The sequence below is a fragment of the Actinomadura sp. KC345 genome (assembly GCF_004348515.1).
Taxonomy (GTDB): Bacteria; Actinomycetota; Actinomycetes; order Streptosporangiales; family Streptosporangiaceae; genus Spirillospora.
This window is the reverse complement of sequence record NZ_SMKH01000043.1, coordinates 19705-36368: the sequence shown is the minus strand read 5'-3', so window position 1 is coordinate 36368 and position 16664 is coordinate 19705. Positions and strand designations below refer to the sequence as shown.

The window sequence follows — 16664 nt, the reverse complement described above, 5'->3', positions numbered from 1 at the left end:
GTCCACGACCGTCCGGACGCCGGGGACGGTGAGGCTCGACTCGGCGACGGAGGTCGCGAGGACGACGCGGCGGTGGGAGGACCGGGCGAGGACCGCGTCCTGGACCTTCGGCGGCGCCTGGCCGTGCACCTGCAGGACCTCGGCCGCGACGTCGCCCAGCAGGCCGGCGACGCGGGCGATCTCGCCGGCGCCGGGCAGGAAGCACAGGACGTCCCCGTCCCGTTCGGCCAGGGCTCGGCGGACCGTGCCGGCGACGTGCGCGAGGAACGCCGGGTCGACGCGCATGCCGTGGGGCGGGGCGGCGGGCCGGGGCGGCGGCGACCAGACCGTCTCGACCGGGTGCAGCGCGGCCGGCGTCTCCACCACCGGGGCCGGGCCGCCGTCGCCGAGGAGGCGCGCCCAGGGACCGGTGTCCACGGTCGCGGACGCGGCGACCAGGCGGAGGTCGGGGCGGAGCGTGGCGCGGACGTCCAGGAGGAACGCCAGCGCGGTGTCCGCGTCGAGGTGCCGCTCATGGCACTCGTCCAGGATCACGGTGCCGACGCCGGCGAGTTCCGGGTCCGACTGGAGCCGCTGGAGGACGACGCCCGTCGTGACGACGTCGACGCGGGCGCCGGGGCGGTTCTCGCCGCGGACTGTGACCCCGACCTGCTCGCCGACGCGTTCGCCGAGGAGCCAGGCCATGCGCCGGGCCGCGGCGCGGGCGGCGAGGCGGCGCGGCTCCAGGACGAGGACCCTGCCCGCGGCGGGCGGGCCGCCGAGGGCGAGCCCGGCGAGCGCCAGGGGCACGAGGGTGGTCTTGCCGGTGCCGGGAGGCGCCGCCAGCACGGCCGCGCCCCGGTCCTCCAGCGCCGCGCGCAGCGCGGGGACCGCATTACGGACGGGGAGGTTCTCGGCGGCGCTGATGTGCATCGGACCAGTCTGCCCGGTACCCGCGGGTGGTCGCCCGCGCCGGAAATGCAACCGCGATGAAAAGGACTCCGAGCCTTGCGGTGATAGTTGCATCGCGCCTTTCAGGCGTTCGATGGCGGCGCTTAAAGTTCTCCCCAGGAAGCGTCCGCGCAACCGCGGAGAAACAGCAGGTGGGCAATGCTTTCAAGACCCGCTCTTGCTCTCCCGTTTGATTTACGTCACCTTGTGAAGTGTAGCGGCAATGCTTCACGTATCCCCATAATGAGGGCGTCATCGCAGGTGCTGGGGAGGGTGTCATGATCGGCAGCTCCATCTACCTGAGGGACCGGGCCGCGTTCACCGGCGGCTCACCCCAGGCCGTATACGAGGAGCTCTGGCAGCGCGGCCGAAAGGGTAGATTGCGGACCCGCGCAATTCTGGCGGGCACGACGCTCATACTGTGCGGGATGCTCGTCAGCGCCATATTCGGAATCGCGATGGCCGCCCTCGTGGCGTCCGCGGACGCCCTCGTCCATTGGCGCGTTTACAAGGCGTCCCGGGTGTGGCGGCTCGGACTGCGGGGCGAGGATCGGATGAGCCGGATACTGCGCCACACGCTGGAGCGGCGCGGCCACCGGGTGCTGTACGAGCGGACGGTCCCCGGGCACGGCCAGGCCGACCAGCTGGTGTTCGGGCCGGGCGGCGTCTGGCTGGTGCACAACGAGGCCTGGCACCCGGACGCGGAGATCTCCCCGCACGGAGGCCGGCTGTTCATCGACGGCCGCACCCAGTCCAAGCTCGTGGGCGCGCTGACCGCCCGCGCCGACGCGGCCGCCGACCTGATCTCGCGGGTCTCGGAGGTGCCGGTCAAGGTGCGGCCGGTCCTCGCCGTGCACGGCGGAAAGCTCGCCAGGACGCCGTTCGCCGCCGACGGGATCGTGTTCGCGCCGCCGCTGAGGCTGCTCCGCTGGATGAGCCGCAACCCGGCCGCCGCGTACTCCCCCGACGAGGTCGAGGCGATCACACGGGCCGCCGTCCACGCGCTCCCCATCGGCGGCCGCATCACGCCACCGGCGGCCACCGCGCTGTCGACGGACGCCGCGTGATCATCGGACACCTGTGGCCGGAGGGCTCACACGCCGCCGTCCGCAGGGCGCCCACCGCCCGTTCCGGGCCCGCCACCCTGGCGGGCGGTGTGGCGCAACCACAGCAGGCCCACGACCGGGAGCACCAGCGGGACGTATCCGTAGCCGCGCCCGTAGGCGGACCAGACGGTCTCGTCGGGGAACGCCGCGGGGTCCGCGAGGCTGAGCGTGCCCACGACCAGCACGCCGGCGAGCTCGATCGCGCAGGCGGCGACGGCGACCCGGAACGACCTGCGGCCGCCGAGGCCCAGCGCGACCGTCGCCACGACATAGACGGCCGCGGCCAACGCCGACAGGGCGTAGGCGAGCGGCGCGTCGGAGAAGCGGGTGGCGATCTGCACGGCCGCGCGGGCACCGGCCGCGAGCGCGAAGATTCCGTAGACGGCGACCAGCACCCGTCCCGGCCCCCCGCCGGTGCCGGGGCGGGCCGCGCCGCCCGTGCGGGCGCCGACGCCGGCGCGGGCGCCGCCGTCCGCACGGGCCCCGCCGCCGGAGGCCGGGTCCGGTTCGTCGCCGGGACGGGCTCGGCGGGGATCAGACACCGGTCCCGCTCCACAGCTGATTCATCCGGACGATCATGACCGCGACGCCGGCCCCGGCGACCACGATCACCGCGGAACCCCACCGGGTGCGCTCCAGCAGGCCCCACCCGGCGCCCGCGAGCGGGATGAGCAGGACGCCGAGGAGGTAGCCGACGAACGTGGCCGAGTCGGCGGGCCCCTCGTCGCCGGACAGCTTGACGAACCCGACGACGGCCTGCGCGACCAGCAGGATCTCCAGCACGGCGAGCGAGATCAGCTGCGCGGGGTCCATCGCCCGGTTGCGCAGCGCCGCCACGAGGGCGTAGCCGGCGGCGAGCAGCGCCACCACGATGATCACGGTGGCCAGGACGTTGGTCACGGGCACGAGAGTACTACCGGTCGTAGAGGACGCCCGCATCGCTCCGGCTCGGCCCGGTTCGCGGCGGCATGCTCGCGGCGGCATGGCAGCATGGCGGGCGTGAACGCGCTGCAGTGGCTGAACCTGACCCGGCACGGTGAGAGCACCGGCAACGTCGCCTACCAGGCCGTTGACGGCACGGACGCCGAGGAGGCCGGCATCCCCGAACGGGACCCCGACGTCCCGCTGTCGGACACAGGCCGCGCCCAGGCGGCGAGGCTCGGCCTCTGGCTCGCCCGGCTCCCGCAGGACGAGCGCCCCACGCTGGTCGTGGCGTCCCCCTACGTGCGCACGGTGGACACCGCGAGGATCGCGCTCGCCCAGACGCCCTACGCGGCGCCGCAGGACCCCGCCGGGCTCGAACTCAAGATCGACGAGCGGCTCCGCGACCGCGAGCAGGGTGCGCTGCAGGGCCTCACGGCCATCGGCGTCGAGCGCCGGTTCCCCGAGGAGGCCGCCCGGCTGCGGCGCCTCGGCAAGTTCTACTACCGGCCGCCCGGCGGGGAGTCGTGGGCCGACCTGGCACTGCGGCTGCGCAGCTTCTACCGCGATCTGGAGGCCGCGGCCCCCGGCGGGCGGGTGATGGTCGTCACGCACGACGCGATCGTCGCGATGACCCGCTACCTGGTGGAGGAACTCACCGAGCGGGAGGTCATGGAACTCGACGAGAAGGAGTCGGTCGGCAACGCCTCGGTCACCCGGTGGCGGCAGGAGGGCGCGAACCTGCAGGCCGTCTGCTACAACGACACCGCCCACCTGGTCAACGCCGGAGTCCCGTCCGCCTGACCCGCGCCGCCGGCACGGCCGGTCAGGCTTCGCCGTCGAGCAGGCGGTCGCGGCGGGACGCCACGGCGGCCAGCCGGGGGTCGTCCGGCGGCAGGATGTCGTGCAGCCGCTCCAGCACCTCCAGGTCGTCGCGGCCGGGCGCGGTCTGGGCGTAGGCCCACAGCGCGCCGACGCCGCCCCGGTCGAGCATCTGCCGCCGGACGCGCACCGCCAGCTCGTCGCGTTCGGCCCGGACGGCGGGCGCGTCGGAGTGGGGCAGCAGCTCGCCGGTGTAGAGCCGCGCGGTACCGGCGGCGTCCCCCTCGTCCAGCAGCCGCCGGACGGTGAGGAAGTCGGCCTCGACCGTGCAGCCGAGCCGGTAGGGGCGGGCGCGGACCACGTCGCCGAGCTGCTGGCGGAGCCGGTGGATCTCGGGGCGGACGGTCGCGGCGCTGCCGTCCTCGCCGTACAGGCCAAGCGCGAGCCCGTCGCCGGTCAGCCCGCGTGGATGCAGCGCGAGCATGGCGAGGATCTCCGCGTGCCGCAGCGTCAGCGGGATCGGCCGGCCGCCGAGGTGCGCGTGCGGGCGGCCCTCGCCGAGGAACGACAGCGTCAGCAGCGGCCCCGGGCCGGCGGTCCGGGCCGCGGCGTCCCCGGCGGACGGCGCGCTCCCGCCCGCCCTGCGAGGGCCGGGCAGGCGCAGCAGGAACGCCTCACCGAGCGGTTCGGCGACCGCGGTCCGGCCGTCGGGCAGGGTGACCGTCCCCCCGCACGCGGGAAGGGTGACGCGCCGCCCCCACCAGCCCTCCGGCCATGCCTTCCCCGCGGCCGGGGCACCGCCGGGCAGGCAGGGGTCCGCCGCGCCGGTGAGGATCCGGCCGGTGGCGGTGACGAGCAGGCCGGTGCCCCGCAGTCCCCGCAGGTGCGGCCGGAGCCGCTCGCGCAACCGCTCGTCCCGCCGCCGCATCTCGTTCTCCAGCCGCGCCTCGGCGAGCCGGGCCGCGGTGGCGACGAGCGCGGCGGTCGCCGGATGCAGCGTCCGCACGGTCGCGCTGACGTCGATGCAGCCGATCACCCGCCCCGTGTCGGGGTCGGTGACCGGCGCGCCGGCGCACGACCAGCGGTGCAGGACGTGCGCGACGTGCTCGGCGGCGTACACGAACTCGGGCCGCCCGGCGGCCAGTGCGGTGCCGATTCCGTTGGTGCCGACGGCGTCCTCCGACCAGCGGAACCCGTCCATCAGCCCGATCGCCGCCGCCTCGCGCCGCACGGCGGGCGGGCCCTGCGTCCACAGCACGTGCCCGGCGTCGTCGGTGATCACCAGCAGGTGCTCGGCCTCGTCGGCGACCCGGCGCAGCAGGCCGTTCAGCACCGGCACGTGCGGGTCGAGCGGGTGGGCCTCGCGGGCGTCGGCGATGACGTCCCGGTCGAACACCAGCGGCGCCGCCTCGACGTCCGCGTCGACGCCGGCGTCGAGGGACCGCCGCCACGACTCGGAGATCGGCGGCCGGACGTCCGCCGGCTTGGGCACCGCCATGTGTGGACCTTTTCGTCGTCGGCAGGGTTGCACGGGTCAGGGATCTGGCGCCCACGCCGGATGAAAAGGTTCAGTCTCTTCCCCCGGAGTGAACCTCGGTCTGTCTGAGGATCGGCCCATCCACGGGCGCAGCGCAACCGATTCCGGATATCTCACCGACCAAATCGGACACGTTGCGTAGTCGGACCGTCGCAACGTGCATGCAACCTGGGTGTGCGTAGCGTGGGCCGCGATGGGGAGCCGACAGGCCGTCCTGGGGGTCCCGCCGTCCTGCACGCGTCCGGGGGGGATCGTGAGCGGGGCGGCGGGACGGGCGGAGCCTGCGACGGGGCTCGGACGCTCCCTGCACCACGGGGAGGATCGACGACGCATGCTCTGCCTGACCTGTCACCGCGTCCGCCCGGCACTGAGCCGGTCCGACTACACCGCCGAACGCGCCTGGCTCATCGTCCGGCGGGGCCTGTGCTCGTGCGGCGGGACGCCGCCGAGGCCCGCGGGCCAGGCGCCCGTCCGAAAGCACGCCCGGCCCCGGAAATAAACGCACCGGTTCATTAAATGTTCACCCGCGGTTCGCCTAGGATTTAAGGAGAATCCATTCGACCGGCCCCTGGAGGGAGCGCCATGACCGTGATCCCGGGTCTCGTCCGCCGAGCCGCCGCCGAGGCGGAGCGCCGTCTGCGCGAGGGCGCGGGCCTTCTCGCCGGGCTCGGCCGAGATCTGGAACGGTCAGCGGAGCTGGGGCGGCTCCTGCCCTCCTACATCGAGCGCGTGGCCATCCTAGAGCAGACCGTCCGGGACCAGGACGCCGAGCTGCGCGCCCTGCGCGCCGAACTCGACTCGCTGGTCGCCCAGCTCAACGACCGGCTGCTGCCGCGCATCGACGAGCGGATGGACGACACCGAGCGTGACCTGGCCGCGGTCGCGACCAGCCTGATCAGCACCGGACGCGACACCGCCGCCCACCGCACCCGGCTGGAGGCCGCCGAGCGGCGCATCGCCGACCTGCGGACCAAGATCGCGCAGGTGGAGCAGCGGACCGGGCTGTGGCGCGACCTCCAGGCCGGCATGGCGCGGCTCGGCGACGACCTCGACGCCATGCGCGCCCGGATGCCGCTGCGCTCCGCCGACCCCCCGGCCGACGCCGCGCCCGCGCCGGTGCAGAACATCACCGACCGCCCCGCCTGACCCGCGACGGCCCTCGAGGCCGCCGCACAGGGCGCCCTGCCGTACGCCGGAAACGGCCGCACGCGCAAAACCGGAGGGCCCGGGAAATTGCACCCGCGGTGTCCAGGAGAATGGCCGCATGACGCTTCCCCCGACCGGCCACCGCGCCAATCGCCGCACCCCCTCCGCGCCCGGTTCCCCCGGACGGGGCTTCGCCAGCGACAACCAGGCGAGCGTCCACCCGGACGTCCTCGCGGCGCTGGCCGCCGTCAACGACGGGCACCAGCCGGCGTACGGGGACGACGAGGTCACCGGGCGGCTCCGCGAGGTCGTCCGGCGGCACTTCGGCGAGCAGGCCGAGGTGTTCCCGGTGTTCAACGGGACGGGCGCGAACGTGGTGGCGCTGCAGGCGGTGTCGGAGCGGTGGAGCTCGGTCGTGTGCCCGGAATCGGCGCACGTCAACACCGACGAGTGCGGCGCGGCCGAGAAGATCGCGGGCCTGAAGCTGGTCACGGCGCCCGCACCGGACGGAAAGCTGGCGCCCGAGCAGGTCGAGGCGCACGCGACCGGCTTCGACAACGTCCAGCGCCGCCGGCCCGCCGCCGTGTCGATCACCCAGAGCACCGAGCTGGGCACCGTCTACACGGCGGCGGAGACGGCGGCCGTCGCGGCCGCGGCCCACGAGCGCGGCCTGGCGCTGCACATGGACGGCGCGCGCATCGCCAACGCGGCCGCCTCGCTCGGCCTGCCGCTGCGCGCCCTCACCACCGACGCGGGCGTGGACGTCCTGTCGTTCGGCGGCACGAAGAACGGGCTCCTGCTCGGCGAGGCGATCGTCGTGCTGAACCCCGGCGCCGTGCGCGGGGTGGCGTACCTGCGCAAGTCGAGCATGCAGCTGGCGTCCAAGATGCGGTACGTCTCCGCGCAGCTCACCGCGCTGCTGGACGGCGACCTTTGGCTGCGCAACGCCGCGCACGCCAACGCCATGGCCGCCCGCCTGGCCGCCGCCGCCCGCGGCGTGCCCGGCGTGGAGATCACGCGGGCCGTGGAGGCCAACGCGGTGTTCGCGATCGTCCCGAAGGACGCGGCGGAGCGGCTGCGCGAGCGGTTCCCGTTCTACACCTGGGACGAGCGGACCGGCGAGGTCCGCTGGGTGTGCTCGTTCGACACCACCGAGGCCGACGTCGACGCGTTCGCCGCCGCGCTCGCCGCCGAGACCTCCGCCTGACCGGCGCACTCGCCGGCCCCCGCCCCCGCGCCCCGTCCCGGCGGCCGGGACGGGGGCAGCGCCGGGCGGCCCGGCGGGTCTATCGTGTGTACCGAACATGATTCGGTACAGGAGGCGAGCCTGATGGCCAACCGCACCTTCGTCGTCGGCGTGGGCATGACCAAGTTCGAGAAGCCCGGCTCCCGCGAATGGGAGTACCCCGACATGGCCAAGGAGGCCGTCGGGAACGCCCTGCAGGACGCCGGCGTCGCCTACGACGAGATCGAGATGGCCTACGCCGGCTCGATGTACGGGTCGATGGGGCAGCGCGCCCTCTACGAGACCGGCATGACCGGCATCCCGGTGATGACCGTCCAGAACGCGTGCGCCACCGGATCGAGCGCGCTGTTCCTGGCCCGCCAGGCGGTCCGGGGCGGCCTCGCCGACTGCGCGCTCGCGCTCGGCATGGAGAAGATGAAGAAGGGCTCGCTCGGCGCGGGCATGGAGGGCTCCAAGGTCACCATCATCGACCACCACCTCACCTCGATGACCGCGGGCCGCGAGTGGGAGATGGACAAGGCGCCCATGCCGCAGATGTTCGGCAACGCCGGTCGCGAGCACATGGAGAAGTACGGCTCCACGCCCGACCACTACGCCTGGATCGGCTGGAAGAACCACAAGCACTCGGTCAACAACCCGTACGCGCAGTTCCAGACCGAGTACTCCCTCGACGACGTCAAGAACGCCCCGATGATCTTCGATCCGCTGACCAAGCTGCAGTGCTCCCCCACCTCGGACGGCGCCGCCGCCGCGGTCGTGGTCAGCGAGCGGTTCGTGGACGAGCACGACCTGTGGGACCAGGCCGTCGAGATCGCGGGCCACCACATCGCCACCGACACCCTCGAGAGCTTCGCCGACAACTCCTCCATCCAGGTCGTCGGGTTCGGCGTCTCCCGGCTCGCCGCCCGCAAGGCGATGGACCAGGCGCAGGTGTCCATCGAGGACGTCGACGTCATCGAACTCCACGACTGCTTCAGCGCCAACGAGCTCGTCACCTACGAGGCCCTCGGCATGGCCGAGGTCGGCGAAGGCCACAAGCTCGTCGACGACCAGGCGACCACCTACGGCGGCAGGTGGGTCGTCAACCCGTCCGGCGGCCTGATCTCCAAGGGCCACCCCCTCGGCGCCACCGGCCTCGCCCAGTGCGCCGAGCTCACCTGGCAGCTGCGCGGCAAGGCCGGGAACCGCCAGGTGGACGGCGCCCGCGTCGCCCTCCAGCACAACATCGGCCTGGGCAGCGCCTGCGCCGTGGCCGTCTACAAGCCCGCCACCTAGCACGTCGACTTGCGGCGTGTTGTTGTTATGGCAGGTTCCATGACAACAACACGCCGCAAGTCAACGGGGCGGGCGGGTGGACGTGCGACAAATATTGACTCTTGTCTCAGCTGGGCTATCCTCGCAGTAAGTGGTCACTGCCAGGAGGTGTGATGCCCGGCCCGTCCCCCCAGCCCACGGTGGTCACGGCCGCCGCCCGCGCGAAGCCCCGCACGAGTTCCGGCACGGGCTTCGGAACGGGTCCCCGCGCGGTCGCCCGGGCCCCGCTCGGCCCCGGCACGCTGCTGTGGCGCCACGCCGCCGACATGCGCTCGCTGCTCCCCGGCGCCGCCGCCGGGCTGATGCAGCTCATGCACCCCGGCATCGGCGCGGGCGTGAACGAGCACTCCGCCTTCTTCGACGCGCCGTTCGACCGGATCCACCGGTCCGTCCCGCAGATCTGGGCGACGATCCTCGCCCCGGACGGCGACGCCCGCGCCCGCACCATCCGCGACCTCCACCGCGCCATCGGCGGCACCGACGAGCACGCGCGCCGCTACCACGCGCTTGAGCCCGAGACGTTCTGGTGGGCGCACGCCACGTTCACCTGGGAGATCTTCAAGGCGGCCGAGACGTTCCACCCCGGCGCCCTCACCGCCGAGGACCACGAGCAGATGTACGCCGAGACCGTCACCTGGTACTCCCGCTACGGCGTCAGCATGCGCCCGGTCCCCGCCGACTACGCGTCCTTCCAGTCCAAGTTCTGGCACGTCTGCACCAAGCAGCTCGAACTGACCCCGGCCGCCGCCCGCGGCCTGGAGATCGCCAAGCACGGCTCCGACACCATCGCCGTCCTGCCCGTGGGCGGCCCCCGCCTCGACCGCGCCGGACGCCTCGTCATCGAACGCCCGCTGCGCCTGCTCACGTTCGGCTGCCTGCCCACGATCGTCCGGCAGCGCTTCGACATCCCCTGGACGCCCCTCGACCAGGCCCAGTTCGCCGCCCTCGCCCTGGCCAACCGGCAGGGGTACCGCATGATGCCGACCGGCGTCAACCACTGGGCCCTGCGCAGCATGCTCCGCTACATCGGCGCCCACACCCGCCGCGAGAGGTACCAGCCCGCGGCGTGACGCCCGGCCGTCAGCCCGCCGGAGCGGCGGCCCGTTCGGTCAGTTGCGGCCGCAGGGTCCGGCAGGCGGTGAGGATCCGGCCCACGTCGTCGTCGCTCAGCCCCGCGTGGGCCGAGAGGCGGACGAGGGTGCGGCCCACGGAGGCGCTCGGCGGGAACAGCGCCGCGCTGAAGATGTCGCGGGCCGCCAGCGCGTCGCGCATCAGCGTCGCGTCGGCCTCCGAGCCCGCCTCCAGCGCGATGATCTGGGAGTCGGACTCGACGAGCCGGTAGCCGAGCCCGTCCAGGCCGTCCCGCAGGCGCCGCGTGACGGCGCGCAGCCGGTCGCGGCGGCGGCACCCCTCCCGCACGACCTTCAGCGCCGCGGCGAGGCCCGCGACGTCGTGCGGCAGCAGCGTCGAGCTGAAGACGGCAGGGAGCGCGGTATGGACGAAGTAGTCCGCGAACCCGGGACGGTCGCAGGCGATCAGGCCCGCCCGCCCGGGCAGGGCCTTGGCGAGGCTCGCGGTACGGAAGTCGACGCGCCCGGTGAGGCCGAGCGCCGCGACGAGGCCGTCCCCACGCGCGCCGTGCGTGCCGAGCGAGTGCGACTCGTCCACCACCAGCAGGCAGTCGTGCTCCTCGGCCACCTCCACCAGTCCGGGCAGCGGGCATACGGTGCCGTCGGTGCTGTAGACGGCGTCCACGGCGATCACCCCGGAGCCGCCCACCTCGATGCGGCGGCGAAGGTGGCCGAGGTCGTTGTGGCGGAAGTAGGCGAGTTCCGCGCCCGCCGTCCGCGCCCCCTCCCACAGCGACATGTGGGCGAGGGCGTCCAGGTAGACGGGGACGTCCGGTCCGGCGACCACCTGCATGAGCCCGGTGTTGGCCGCCCATCCCGACGGGCACAGCACGCCGGCGCGCGCGCCCATGTGCCGGGCGAACTCCGCGCCGAGCGCGATCTGCGGGTGGTCGTCGGACAGGCACGGGCCCGGCGCCGCCGCCGTCCCCGCGCCGTCCGCCGTCCGCAGGCTGGCGATCATGGCGTCGGTGATCGCCGGATGCTCGGCGAGCGCGAGGTAGTCGCTACAGGTGAGAACGATCGCCCGGCTGCCGAGGGCCTTGGGCGGCGGCGGGCGGCGTCCGCCCCTGGTGCCCCGGAAGCGGCTGATGCGTTCGCCCAGCCGCTGGTGAGCGCTGGTCATGGCCGTCACTCTCCCCCATCATGCGATCGTCACACCGTGTAGCGGGGCCCAATCATAGTGTGAAAAAGATCTAAGGTGTGAGTCAAAGACGGCGTGCCGCGCAAGAAGGCGTCCCGCTCCGGGCGGACCCTTCCGACCGTGACGACCGGCGGCGGCACGACCCGCGGACGCCCGGCGGCGGCAACGTCCCACCGGCGTTCGCGGGGAGCAGGCCTGCCCTTCGCGTACTCTTCAATCAGGTAGCCGAACAATAAGGTGTGGAGACGATCGCCTCCGGCGCTGAGACCGCGGCCCCCGCCGAGCTTCCCGATATCGGCGGACGCATCGCCCGCGTCCGGCGGACCCGCCGGGTCCGCTGGACCCTCGCCGGGATCCTGCTGGCCGGCGCCGTCACCGCGGCACTGGCGACCACCGGGCCGCCGCGCGCGGCCCTGGCGGCGATCGGCCAGATGCGCTGGACGTTCCTGCCCGCACTCCTCCTGCTCTCCGTCCTGCACTTCGTCTGCTCCGCGGTCGCGCTGCGCGCTGCGTCCGGCCTCCCGATCCCGCTGTACCAGACGACGCTGACGCAGTTCACCGCCGCGGCCGCCAACCGCGTCACGCCGGGCGGCCTCGGCGCCGTGGCGGTCAACACCCGCTACCTCGTCTGCCGCGGGCTGCCGCTCCCCCGGGCCGCCGTCACCGTCGCCGCCGTGCAGGTGGCGGGCGTGCCCGCGGACCTGCTGCTGCTCGGCGCGGTCCTCGGGCTCGGCGGCGGGAACGGCCGGCTCCTGGACGCGCTGGGACGGCACACCGCCCACGCCGCCGGCCTCGTCCCGCCCGTCCCCCTGCTCATCGGCGCCGCGCTGCTGCTCCCGGCCGCCGCGCTGGGGGGACGCCGCGCGCTGCGCTCCGAGGCGGTCGGGCGGGCCGCCGCCGGGGTCACCGACCTGTGCCGCCGCCCGCGCGACCTCGGGGTGGTCCTCGCCGGATCCGCCGCGACCACGTTCGTGCTCGGCCTGGCGTTCGCGCTCAGCGCCTTCGCGGTGCCCGGGACGGGCGTGGGGCCGGGCGACGTCCTCGCACTCGTGGCCGCCTACCTGGTGGGGGCGGCGGCCGGCTCGGCGGTGCCGTCGCCGGGCGGCGTCGGCTCCACCGAGGCCGCCCTCGTCGCGGCGCTGGCCGCCCTGGGCATCGCCGCCGGCCCGGCCCTGCACGCCGTCCTGCTGTTCCGGGCCGTCACGTTCTGGGCGCCGGTCCCGGTGGGCTTGCTGACCTGTCGGACGCTCCGCCGGTGAGCACCTTTACGTTGTAGATCATTAGAGGTGGAAGACCTGCTCGGCGTTGCCCGACAGGAACGCCTCCTTCGCGTCGCCGGAGAGCTCCAGATCGTCCAGGCCCTTGAGTGCCTGCTCCGCCGTCATCATCGGGAAGTTCGTGCCGAACAGGACCTTGTGCCGCCTGTCCTGGGTCATGTACCGGACGAGCTCCGGCGGATACCTCCGCACCGTGTAGGCGGACGTGTCGATGTAGACGTTCGGGTGCTTGCGGCACACCGCGACCATCTCCTCCGTCCACGGGTATCCGATGTGCCCGCCGACGATGACGAGTTCCGGGAAGTCGAGCGCGACCTGGTCGACGTAGGGAATCGGCCGTCCCGTCTCGCTCGGGCGCAGCGGGCCCGTGTGGCCGACCTGCGTGCAGAAGGGGATGCCCAGCTCCACGCATTCGGCGAACAACGGATAGTAGCGCCTGTCGGTGGGCGGCAGCTCCCACAGCCACGGCACCACGCGCAGGCCCCTGAACCCCAGATCGCGGACGCACCGCCGCAGTTCCCGGACGGCGTCCATGGGCTTGCGCAGGTCCACCGACGCGATGCCGTGCAGGCGCCCCGGCGGGGCCTGTGCGACGAACGAGGCGACCTCGTCGTTGCTCACCAGGGCGCCCTCAGGGCCGTACCAGGCGCTGATGAGCCCGACGTCCACCCCCCCGGCGTCCATGGCACCGACCGTCATCTCGACGGGCACCTCCTCCTCCGGAGGCTTCTGGCCCGTCCACCGCCACAGCGAATCCAGCATCTCGTGCTGGAGGAACCGCACCGTCCCGTGCTGCATCCACGCGTCAATCACCATGGTCATCTCCCCACCGACCGCCATGCGGCCTCGCTCAGCAACGCGACCTGCGCGTCGTCCGGCTCCGGGCTCTGGCCGTTCAGCCACAGCCGGCTCAACTCCTGCGCGGGCCCGAGCCACAGCACGAAGGCGGTCACGACGTCCGCGTCGATCAGCGCCCCCTGGCGCGCCTGAACGCGCCACCAGTTGCGCACCTCGCGGAAGAACATCCGGTTGCGATCGGCCAGCCCATCGCTCCCGGACGGGCGTTCGGTGAACATGAACCGCGCCCGCCCGGGATGCTTCCTGCACCACCGCACATGGAACTCCACCACCGCGGGGACCGCCCCCCGCGCGCTGTCATGCGCCCGAAGCTCTTCCAGGAAGGCGTCCTGGTACATCGAGAGGCACTCGATGAACAGCGCCTCCGCGACCTGCTCCTTGCCCGCGAAGTGGTGGTAGAAGCTGCCCACGCTGACGCCGCTCGCCGCCCGGAGGCTGCTGAGCGTCGTCCCGGCGACCCCGTCCCGCCCGAACAGCTCCAGCGCCGCGCGCAGCACCCTGTCCCGTCCGATCTCGGTCACAGAACATTATTCTGTCACATTAGAAGAATATTCTGCCACCGTCCCTCTCCGGGCTGCTAGCCTCGTGGCCGTCTCCGGTCCCGAGCCGGACCGGACGCCGGCTGCCAGGCCGCCCGCATCGAACGGGCCGCCCGGAGTGGACGGTCTCCGCCCTCGAACCGCGATCACGCGCCAGGGATCCCCTTTCCGCCGTCGCCGTCCGTGACGCCCCCGGACGGCCGTACCGGCACTTCTCCCCGACCGGACAGCGACCCCTCCGCCGATTCGGGAGTCACCCTTGCCTTTCGCCGTCTACGTCCTCGGGCTGGCCGTGTTCGCCCAGGGCACCTCGGAGTTCATGCTGGCCGGCCTCGTGCCGGGCATCGCCGCCGACCTGCACGTGTCCATCCCCGCGGCCGGAGCGCTCACCTCCGCGTTCGCCGCCGGGATGGTGGTCGGCGCGCCCGCGATGACGCTCCTCACCCGCCGCTGGCCGCGCCGCCGCGCCCTCCTGGTGTTCCTGGGCGCGTTCATCGCCGTTCACGTCGCCGGCGCGCTCGCCACGGACTACGCACTGCTGGTCGCCACCCGCGTGGCCGCGGCCTTCGCGAACGCCGGATTCTGGGCCGTCGCCCTCGCCGCCGCGACCGCGCTGGCCGCGCCCGGAGCCCGCGCCCGCGCCACCTCGGTCGTCGTCGGCGGCGTCACCGTCGCCTGCGTCGCCGGAGTCCCGGCGGGCGCGCTCCTCGGCGGGCAGTGGGGATGGAGGGCCGCCTTCTGGGCCGTCGCCGCCGTGTCGGTGCCCGCGCTCATCGCCATCGCCATCGCGATCCCGGAGGAGCGCCCGTCCGCCGCGAGCGCGGCCGGGGAACTGCGCGTCCTGGCAGACGGGCGCCTCGCCCTCACCCTCACCGTGAACGCGCTCTTCCAGGGAGCCACGTTCTGCACGTTCACCTACCTCGCGCCGCTCGCCACGAACGTCACCGGCCTCGGGAGCGGCTGGACGCCGGCCCTGCTCGCGCTCTTCGGCACCGGCTCCTTCGCCGGCGCCGCCATCGGCGGCCGGATCGCCGACGCGCATCCGGCCGCCCTCATCGCGGCCGGGATGACAACGCTCGCCGCGGGGTGGGCCGCGCTCGCGCTGACGGCCGGGAACCCCGCGGCGGTGATCGTGCTCGTCTTCGTCCAGGGCATGGTCGCCTTCGGCACCGGACCCGCGCTGATCATGCGCGTCCTCGACCGGGGCGCCGCCGCGCCGGCGCTGGCCGGCGGCTTCGCGACCGCCGCGTTCAACGTGGGCGCCGCGGCCGGGCCGTGGCTCGGCGGCGCCGCGATCGGCGCGGGCCTCGGCTATCGTTCACCGGTCTGGGTGAGCGCGGCGCTCATGGCCCTCGCGCTCGCCGTCACGCTTCTGCCCGCTGGTCCTTCCCGGCGGGCGTCTTCAGGGCGGTCCGGGCTGAGGCGGTCATCGCGGGCAGGTAGCCGAGGCGGTGGCCCCGCGCGGTCGGGTGGTAGGACGACTCGATCGGGATCGTCACCGCGTTGAGCCAGTCGTCGCCGGAGCACAGCTCGTGCCCGGAGAACTCGTCCCGCACGTCGGACCAGGTGAACCCGGCCCTGCCCGCCGCCTGCCGGGTCACCCCGGCCAGGGTGTCGGCGGCCCCGTTGAGGGCGGTCCGCTTCGTGTTGCCGATCCCCGCGCACCAGTCGACGATCGTGTAGAGGCGCGGGTAGCCGAGAACCACGACGCGCGCGGACGGCGCCCGCGACCGGATCTTCGAGTAGAGCGAGTCGAGACGTCCCGGCAGGGTGTCCCGCATGTAGCTCTCGGCCTGCGCGACCCGGTTCCGGCACGTCGAGGCCGAGTTCAGCACGCACGTCTGCATCACGTCGCTGAAGCCGGCGTCGTTGCCGCCGACCGTGATGCTGACGAGCGTCGTGGAGGAGCTGAGCGCGCCGAGCTGCCCACTGGCGACGCTCGCGGTCGTCGCCCCCGAGCAGGAGGCGAACGTGAACGACTCCGTGGTGTTCGCCTCCGCCCACAGGTTCGCGTAGGCGTTGGCGCTGCGCTTGCACGCCCCGCTGTCCGGGTCGTAGCTTCCGGCCCCCGTGCCGGACGAGTAGGAGTCCCCGAGGGCGACGTAGTGGGGCCCGGCCGCGTGGGCGGCCCCGGACCACAGCATGGAACCGGCGGCGAGAGTCACCGCACCGAAAGCGGACAGAAGGGGGCGGGATAGACGCATCTGCACTCCGGAGCGACGTATCGAATTGTGTCCCCCGCCTTATACCCCCCGCGCCATTCCCTCAAGCTCCCACTCTGATCAACAACATTTGTCGTAATTCACCACGCAAAACCACGACTCCCACCAATCCGACCTTGTCAAGGCCCAAATTGGGAAGCATTCACTCCCAAACCCCAGTAGCCCCAGAAGCCTCACATGCCCTTCTTGAACACCATTCTTCACCGACCCGGGACGCCCGGCCGCGCACCACCGAGGACACGAAGATCCCGAACCGGCCGTTCCAGATCGTTGATCAAGTGCTAATATACGCGTTGATCGAGTTCACAGACACACTCGTGGTGCGTGTAAACCCATGTGCGGCGCAAGCCGTCCCACGCATCAGGCGCGCCCAAGGCTCCCCGCGCATCCGCTGCCAGGCGAGGAAGGAAGGGCGGGTCCTCCGCGTACACGCTCCACCGGCGCACCGCCCTGGCGGGCGAGCATGACGACGAGC

General features: G+C 73.4%; 15 protein-coding genes and 1 pseudogene. 8 read left to right on the top strand and 8 right to left on the bottom strand.

All coding sequences use genetic code 11. The features are described from left to right. Positions 1–912, bottom strand: a 912-nt coding sequence (locus E1281_RS10270) for a DEAD/DEAH box helicase (protein ID WP_279433600.1), incomplete at its 3' end; no start/stop codon positions are given. Between the two features lie 296 nt (positions 913–1208). On the opposite strand from E1281_RS10270, the gene E1281_RS10265 reads away from it, so the two are divergent. Beyond that, positions 1209–1997, top strand: coding sequence for an NERD domain-containing protein (locus E1281_RS10265; RefSeq protein WP_243716794.1), 789 nt, complete (start codon positions 1209–1211; stop codon positions 1995–1997). A gap of 26 nt (positions 1998–2023) precedes the next feature. On the opposite strand, the gene E1281_RS10260 is transcribed toward E1281_RS10265, so the two are convergent. After that, positions 2024–2431: a hypothetical protein gene (locus tag E1281_RS10260; RefSeq protein WP_131877048.1), complete on the bottom strand. Its 408-nt coding sequence runs from the start codon at positions 2429–2431 to the stop codon at positions 2024–2026. Positions 2432–2570: 139 nt separating this feature from the next. Continuing rightward, positions 2571–2936 (bottom strand): hypothetical protein, encoded by a 366-nt coding sequence (locus tag E1281_RS10255; protein ID WP_131877044.1) that lies wholly within the window; start codon positions 2934–2936, stop codon positions 2571–2573. Between the two features lie 90 nt (positions 2937–3026). On the opposite strand from E1281_RS10255, the gene E1281_RS10250 reads away from it, so the two are divergent. Then, positions 3027–3761, top strand: a complete 735-nt coding sequence (locus tag E1281_RS10250) for a histidine phosphatase family protein (RefSeq protein WP_131877043.1) — start codon at positions 3027–3029, stop codon at positions 3759–3761. A gap of 22 nt (positions 3762–3783) precedes the next feature. Here the strand turns inward: E1281_RS10250 and E1281_RS10245 are convergent, their stop codons facing one another. Next, a complete protein-coding gene (locus tag E1281_RS10245) occupies positions 3784–5277 on the bottom strand; it encodes a helix-turn-helix domain-containing protein (RefSeq protein WP_131877042.1) in 1494 nt (497 codons plus the stop codon). Between the two features lie 621 nt (positions 5278–5898). On the opposite strand from E1281_RS10245, the gene E1281_RS10240 reads away from it, so the two are divergent. From E1281_RS10240 to E1281_RS10225, 4 genes are all read left to right on the top strand, one after another. Further along, entirely contained in the window at positions 5899–6462 is a 564-nt protein-coding gene (locus tag E1281_RS10240; protein WP_131877041.1) for a hypothetical protein, read from the top strand. Positions 6463–6580: 118 nt separating this feature from the next. Then, on the top strand, positions 6581–7669 hold the full coding sequence (locus E1281_RS10235) for a beta-eliminating lyase-related protein (RefSeq protein ID WP_131877040.1): 1089 nt from the start codon (positions 6581–6583) through the stop codon (positions 7667–7669). Between the two features lie 123 nt (positions 7670–7792). Beyond that, on the top strand, positions 7793–8983 hold the full coding sequence (locus E1281_RS10230) for a beta-ketoacyl synthase N-terminal-like domain-containing protein (protein WP_131877039.1): 1191 nt from the start codon (positions 7793–7795) through the stop codon (positions 8981–8983). 152 nt (positions 8984–9135) lie between these two features. After that, positions 9136–10092, top strand: coding sequence for an oxygenase MpaB family protein (locus E1281_RS10225; protein ID WP_131877038.1), 957 nt, complete (start codon positions 9136–9138; stop codon positions 10090–10092). Between the two features lie 10 nt (positions 10093–10102). Here E1281_RS10225 and E1281_RS10220 read toward each other — a convergent pair whose 3' ends face one another. Then, entirely contained in the window at positions 10103–11275 is a 1173-nt protein-coding gene (locus tag E1281_RS10220; RefSeq protein WP_131877037.1) for an aminotransferase class I/II-fold pyridoxal phosphate-dependent enzyme, read from the bottom strand. A gap of 257 nt (positions 11276–11532) precedes the next feature. Between E1281_RS10220 and E1281_RS10215 the strand changes: the two genes are divergently transcribed. Continuing rightward, complete coding sequence (locus tag E1281_RS10215; RefSeq protein WP_131877036.1) at positions 11533–12552, top strand: lysylphosphatidylglycerol synthase domain-containing protein; 1020 nt, start codon at positions 11533–11535, stop codon at positions 12550–12552. 21 nt (positions 12553–12573) lie between these two features. Here the strand turns inward: E1281_RS10215 and E1281_RS10210 are convergent, their stop codons facing one another. Both E1281_RS10210 and E1281_RS10205 read right to left on the bottom strand, forming a co-directional pair. Continuing rightward, positions 12574–13386, bottom strand: coding sequence for an amidohydrolase family protein (locus E1281_RS10210; protein WP_131877035.1), 813 nt, complete (start codon positions 13384–13386; stop codon positions 12574–12576). Between the two features lie 2 nt (positions 13387–13388). After that, on the bottom strand, positions 13389–13949 hold the full coding sequence (locus E1281_RS10205) for a TetR/AcrR family transcriptional regulator (RefSeq protein ID WP_243716792.1): 561 nt from the start codon (positions 13947–13949) through the stop codon (positions 13389–13391). Positions 13950–14226: 277 nt separating this feature from the next. Here E1281_RS10205 and E1281_RS10200 point away from each other — a divergent pair, with 277 nt between their 5' ends. Further along, a complete protein-coding gene (locus E1281_RS10200) occupies positions 14227–15474 on the top strand; it encodes a Cmx/CmrA family chloramphenicol efflux MFS transporter (protein ID WP_131877034.1) in 1248 nt (415 codons plus the stop codon). Here the strand turns inward: E1281_RS10200 and E1281_RS10195 are convergent. Next, positions 15473–16111, bottom strand: a pseudogene (locus E1281_RS10195) (SGNH/GDSL hydrolase family protein); the annotation flags it as partial. The gene E1281_RS10200 and the pseudogene E1281_RS10195 overlap by 2 nt on opposite strands. Positions 16112–16664 lie beyond the last annotated feature (553 nt).

Excerpts from the sequence above, each read along its gene's own strand:
- E1281_RS10265 (WP_243716794.1), top strand. The coding sequence starts at position 1,209 with ATGATCGGCAGCTCCATCTACCTGAGGGACCGGGCCGCGTTCACCGGC.
- E1281_RS10250 (WP_131877043.1), top strand. The coding sequence starts at position 3,027 with ATGGCGGGCGTGAACGCGCTGCAGTGGCTGAACCTGACCCGGCACGGT.
- E1281_RS10245 (WP_131877042.1), bottom strand. The coding sequence starts at position 5,277 with ATGGCGGTGCCCAAGCCGGCGGACGTCCGGCCGCCGATCTCCGAGTCG.
- E1281_RS10240 (WP_131877041.1), top strand. The coding sequence starts at position 5,899 with ATGACCGTGATCCCGGGTCTCGTCCGCCGAGCCGCCGCCGAGGCGGAG.
- E1281_RS10235 (WP_131877040.1), top strand. The coding sequence starts at position 6,581 with ATGACGCTTCCCCCGACCGGCCACCGCGCCAATCGCCGCACCCCCTCC.
- E1281_RS10230 (WP_131877039.1), top strand. The coding sequence starts at position 7,793 with ATGGCCAACCGCACCTTCGTCGTCGGCGTGGGCATGACCAAGTTCGAG.
- E1281_RS10225 (WP_131877038.1), top strand. The coding sequence starts at position 9,136 with ATGCCCGGCCCGTCCCCCCAGCCCACGGTGGTCACGGCCGCCGCCCGC.
- E1281_RS10220 (WP_131877037.1), bottom strand. The coding sequence starts at position 11,275 with ATGACCAGCGCTCACCAGCGGCTGGGCGAACGCATCAGCCGCTTCCGG.
- E1281_RS10210 (WP_131877035.1), bottom strand. The coding sequence starts at position 13,386 with ATGGTGATTGACGCGTGGATGCAGCACGGGACGGTGCGGTTCCTCCAG.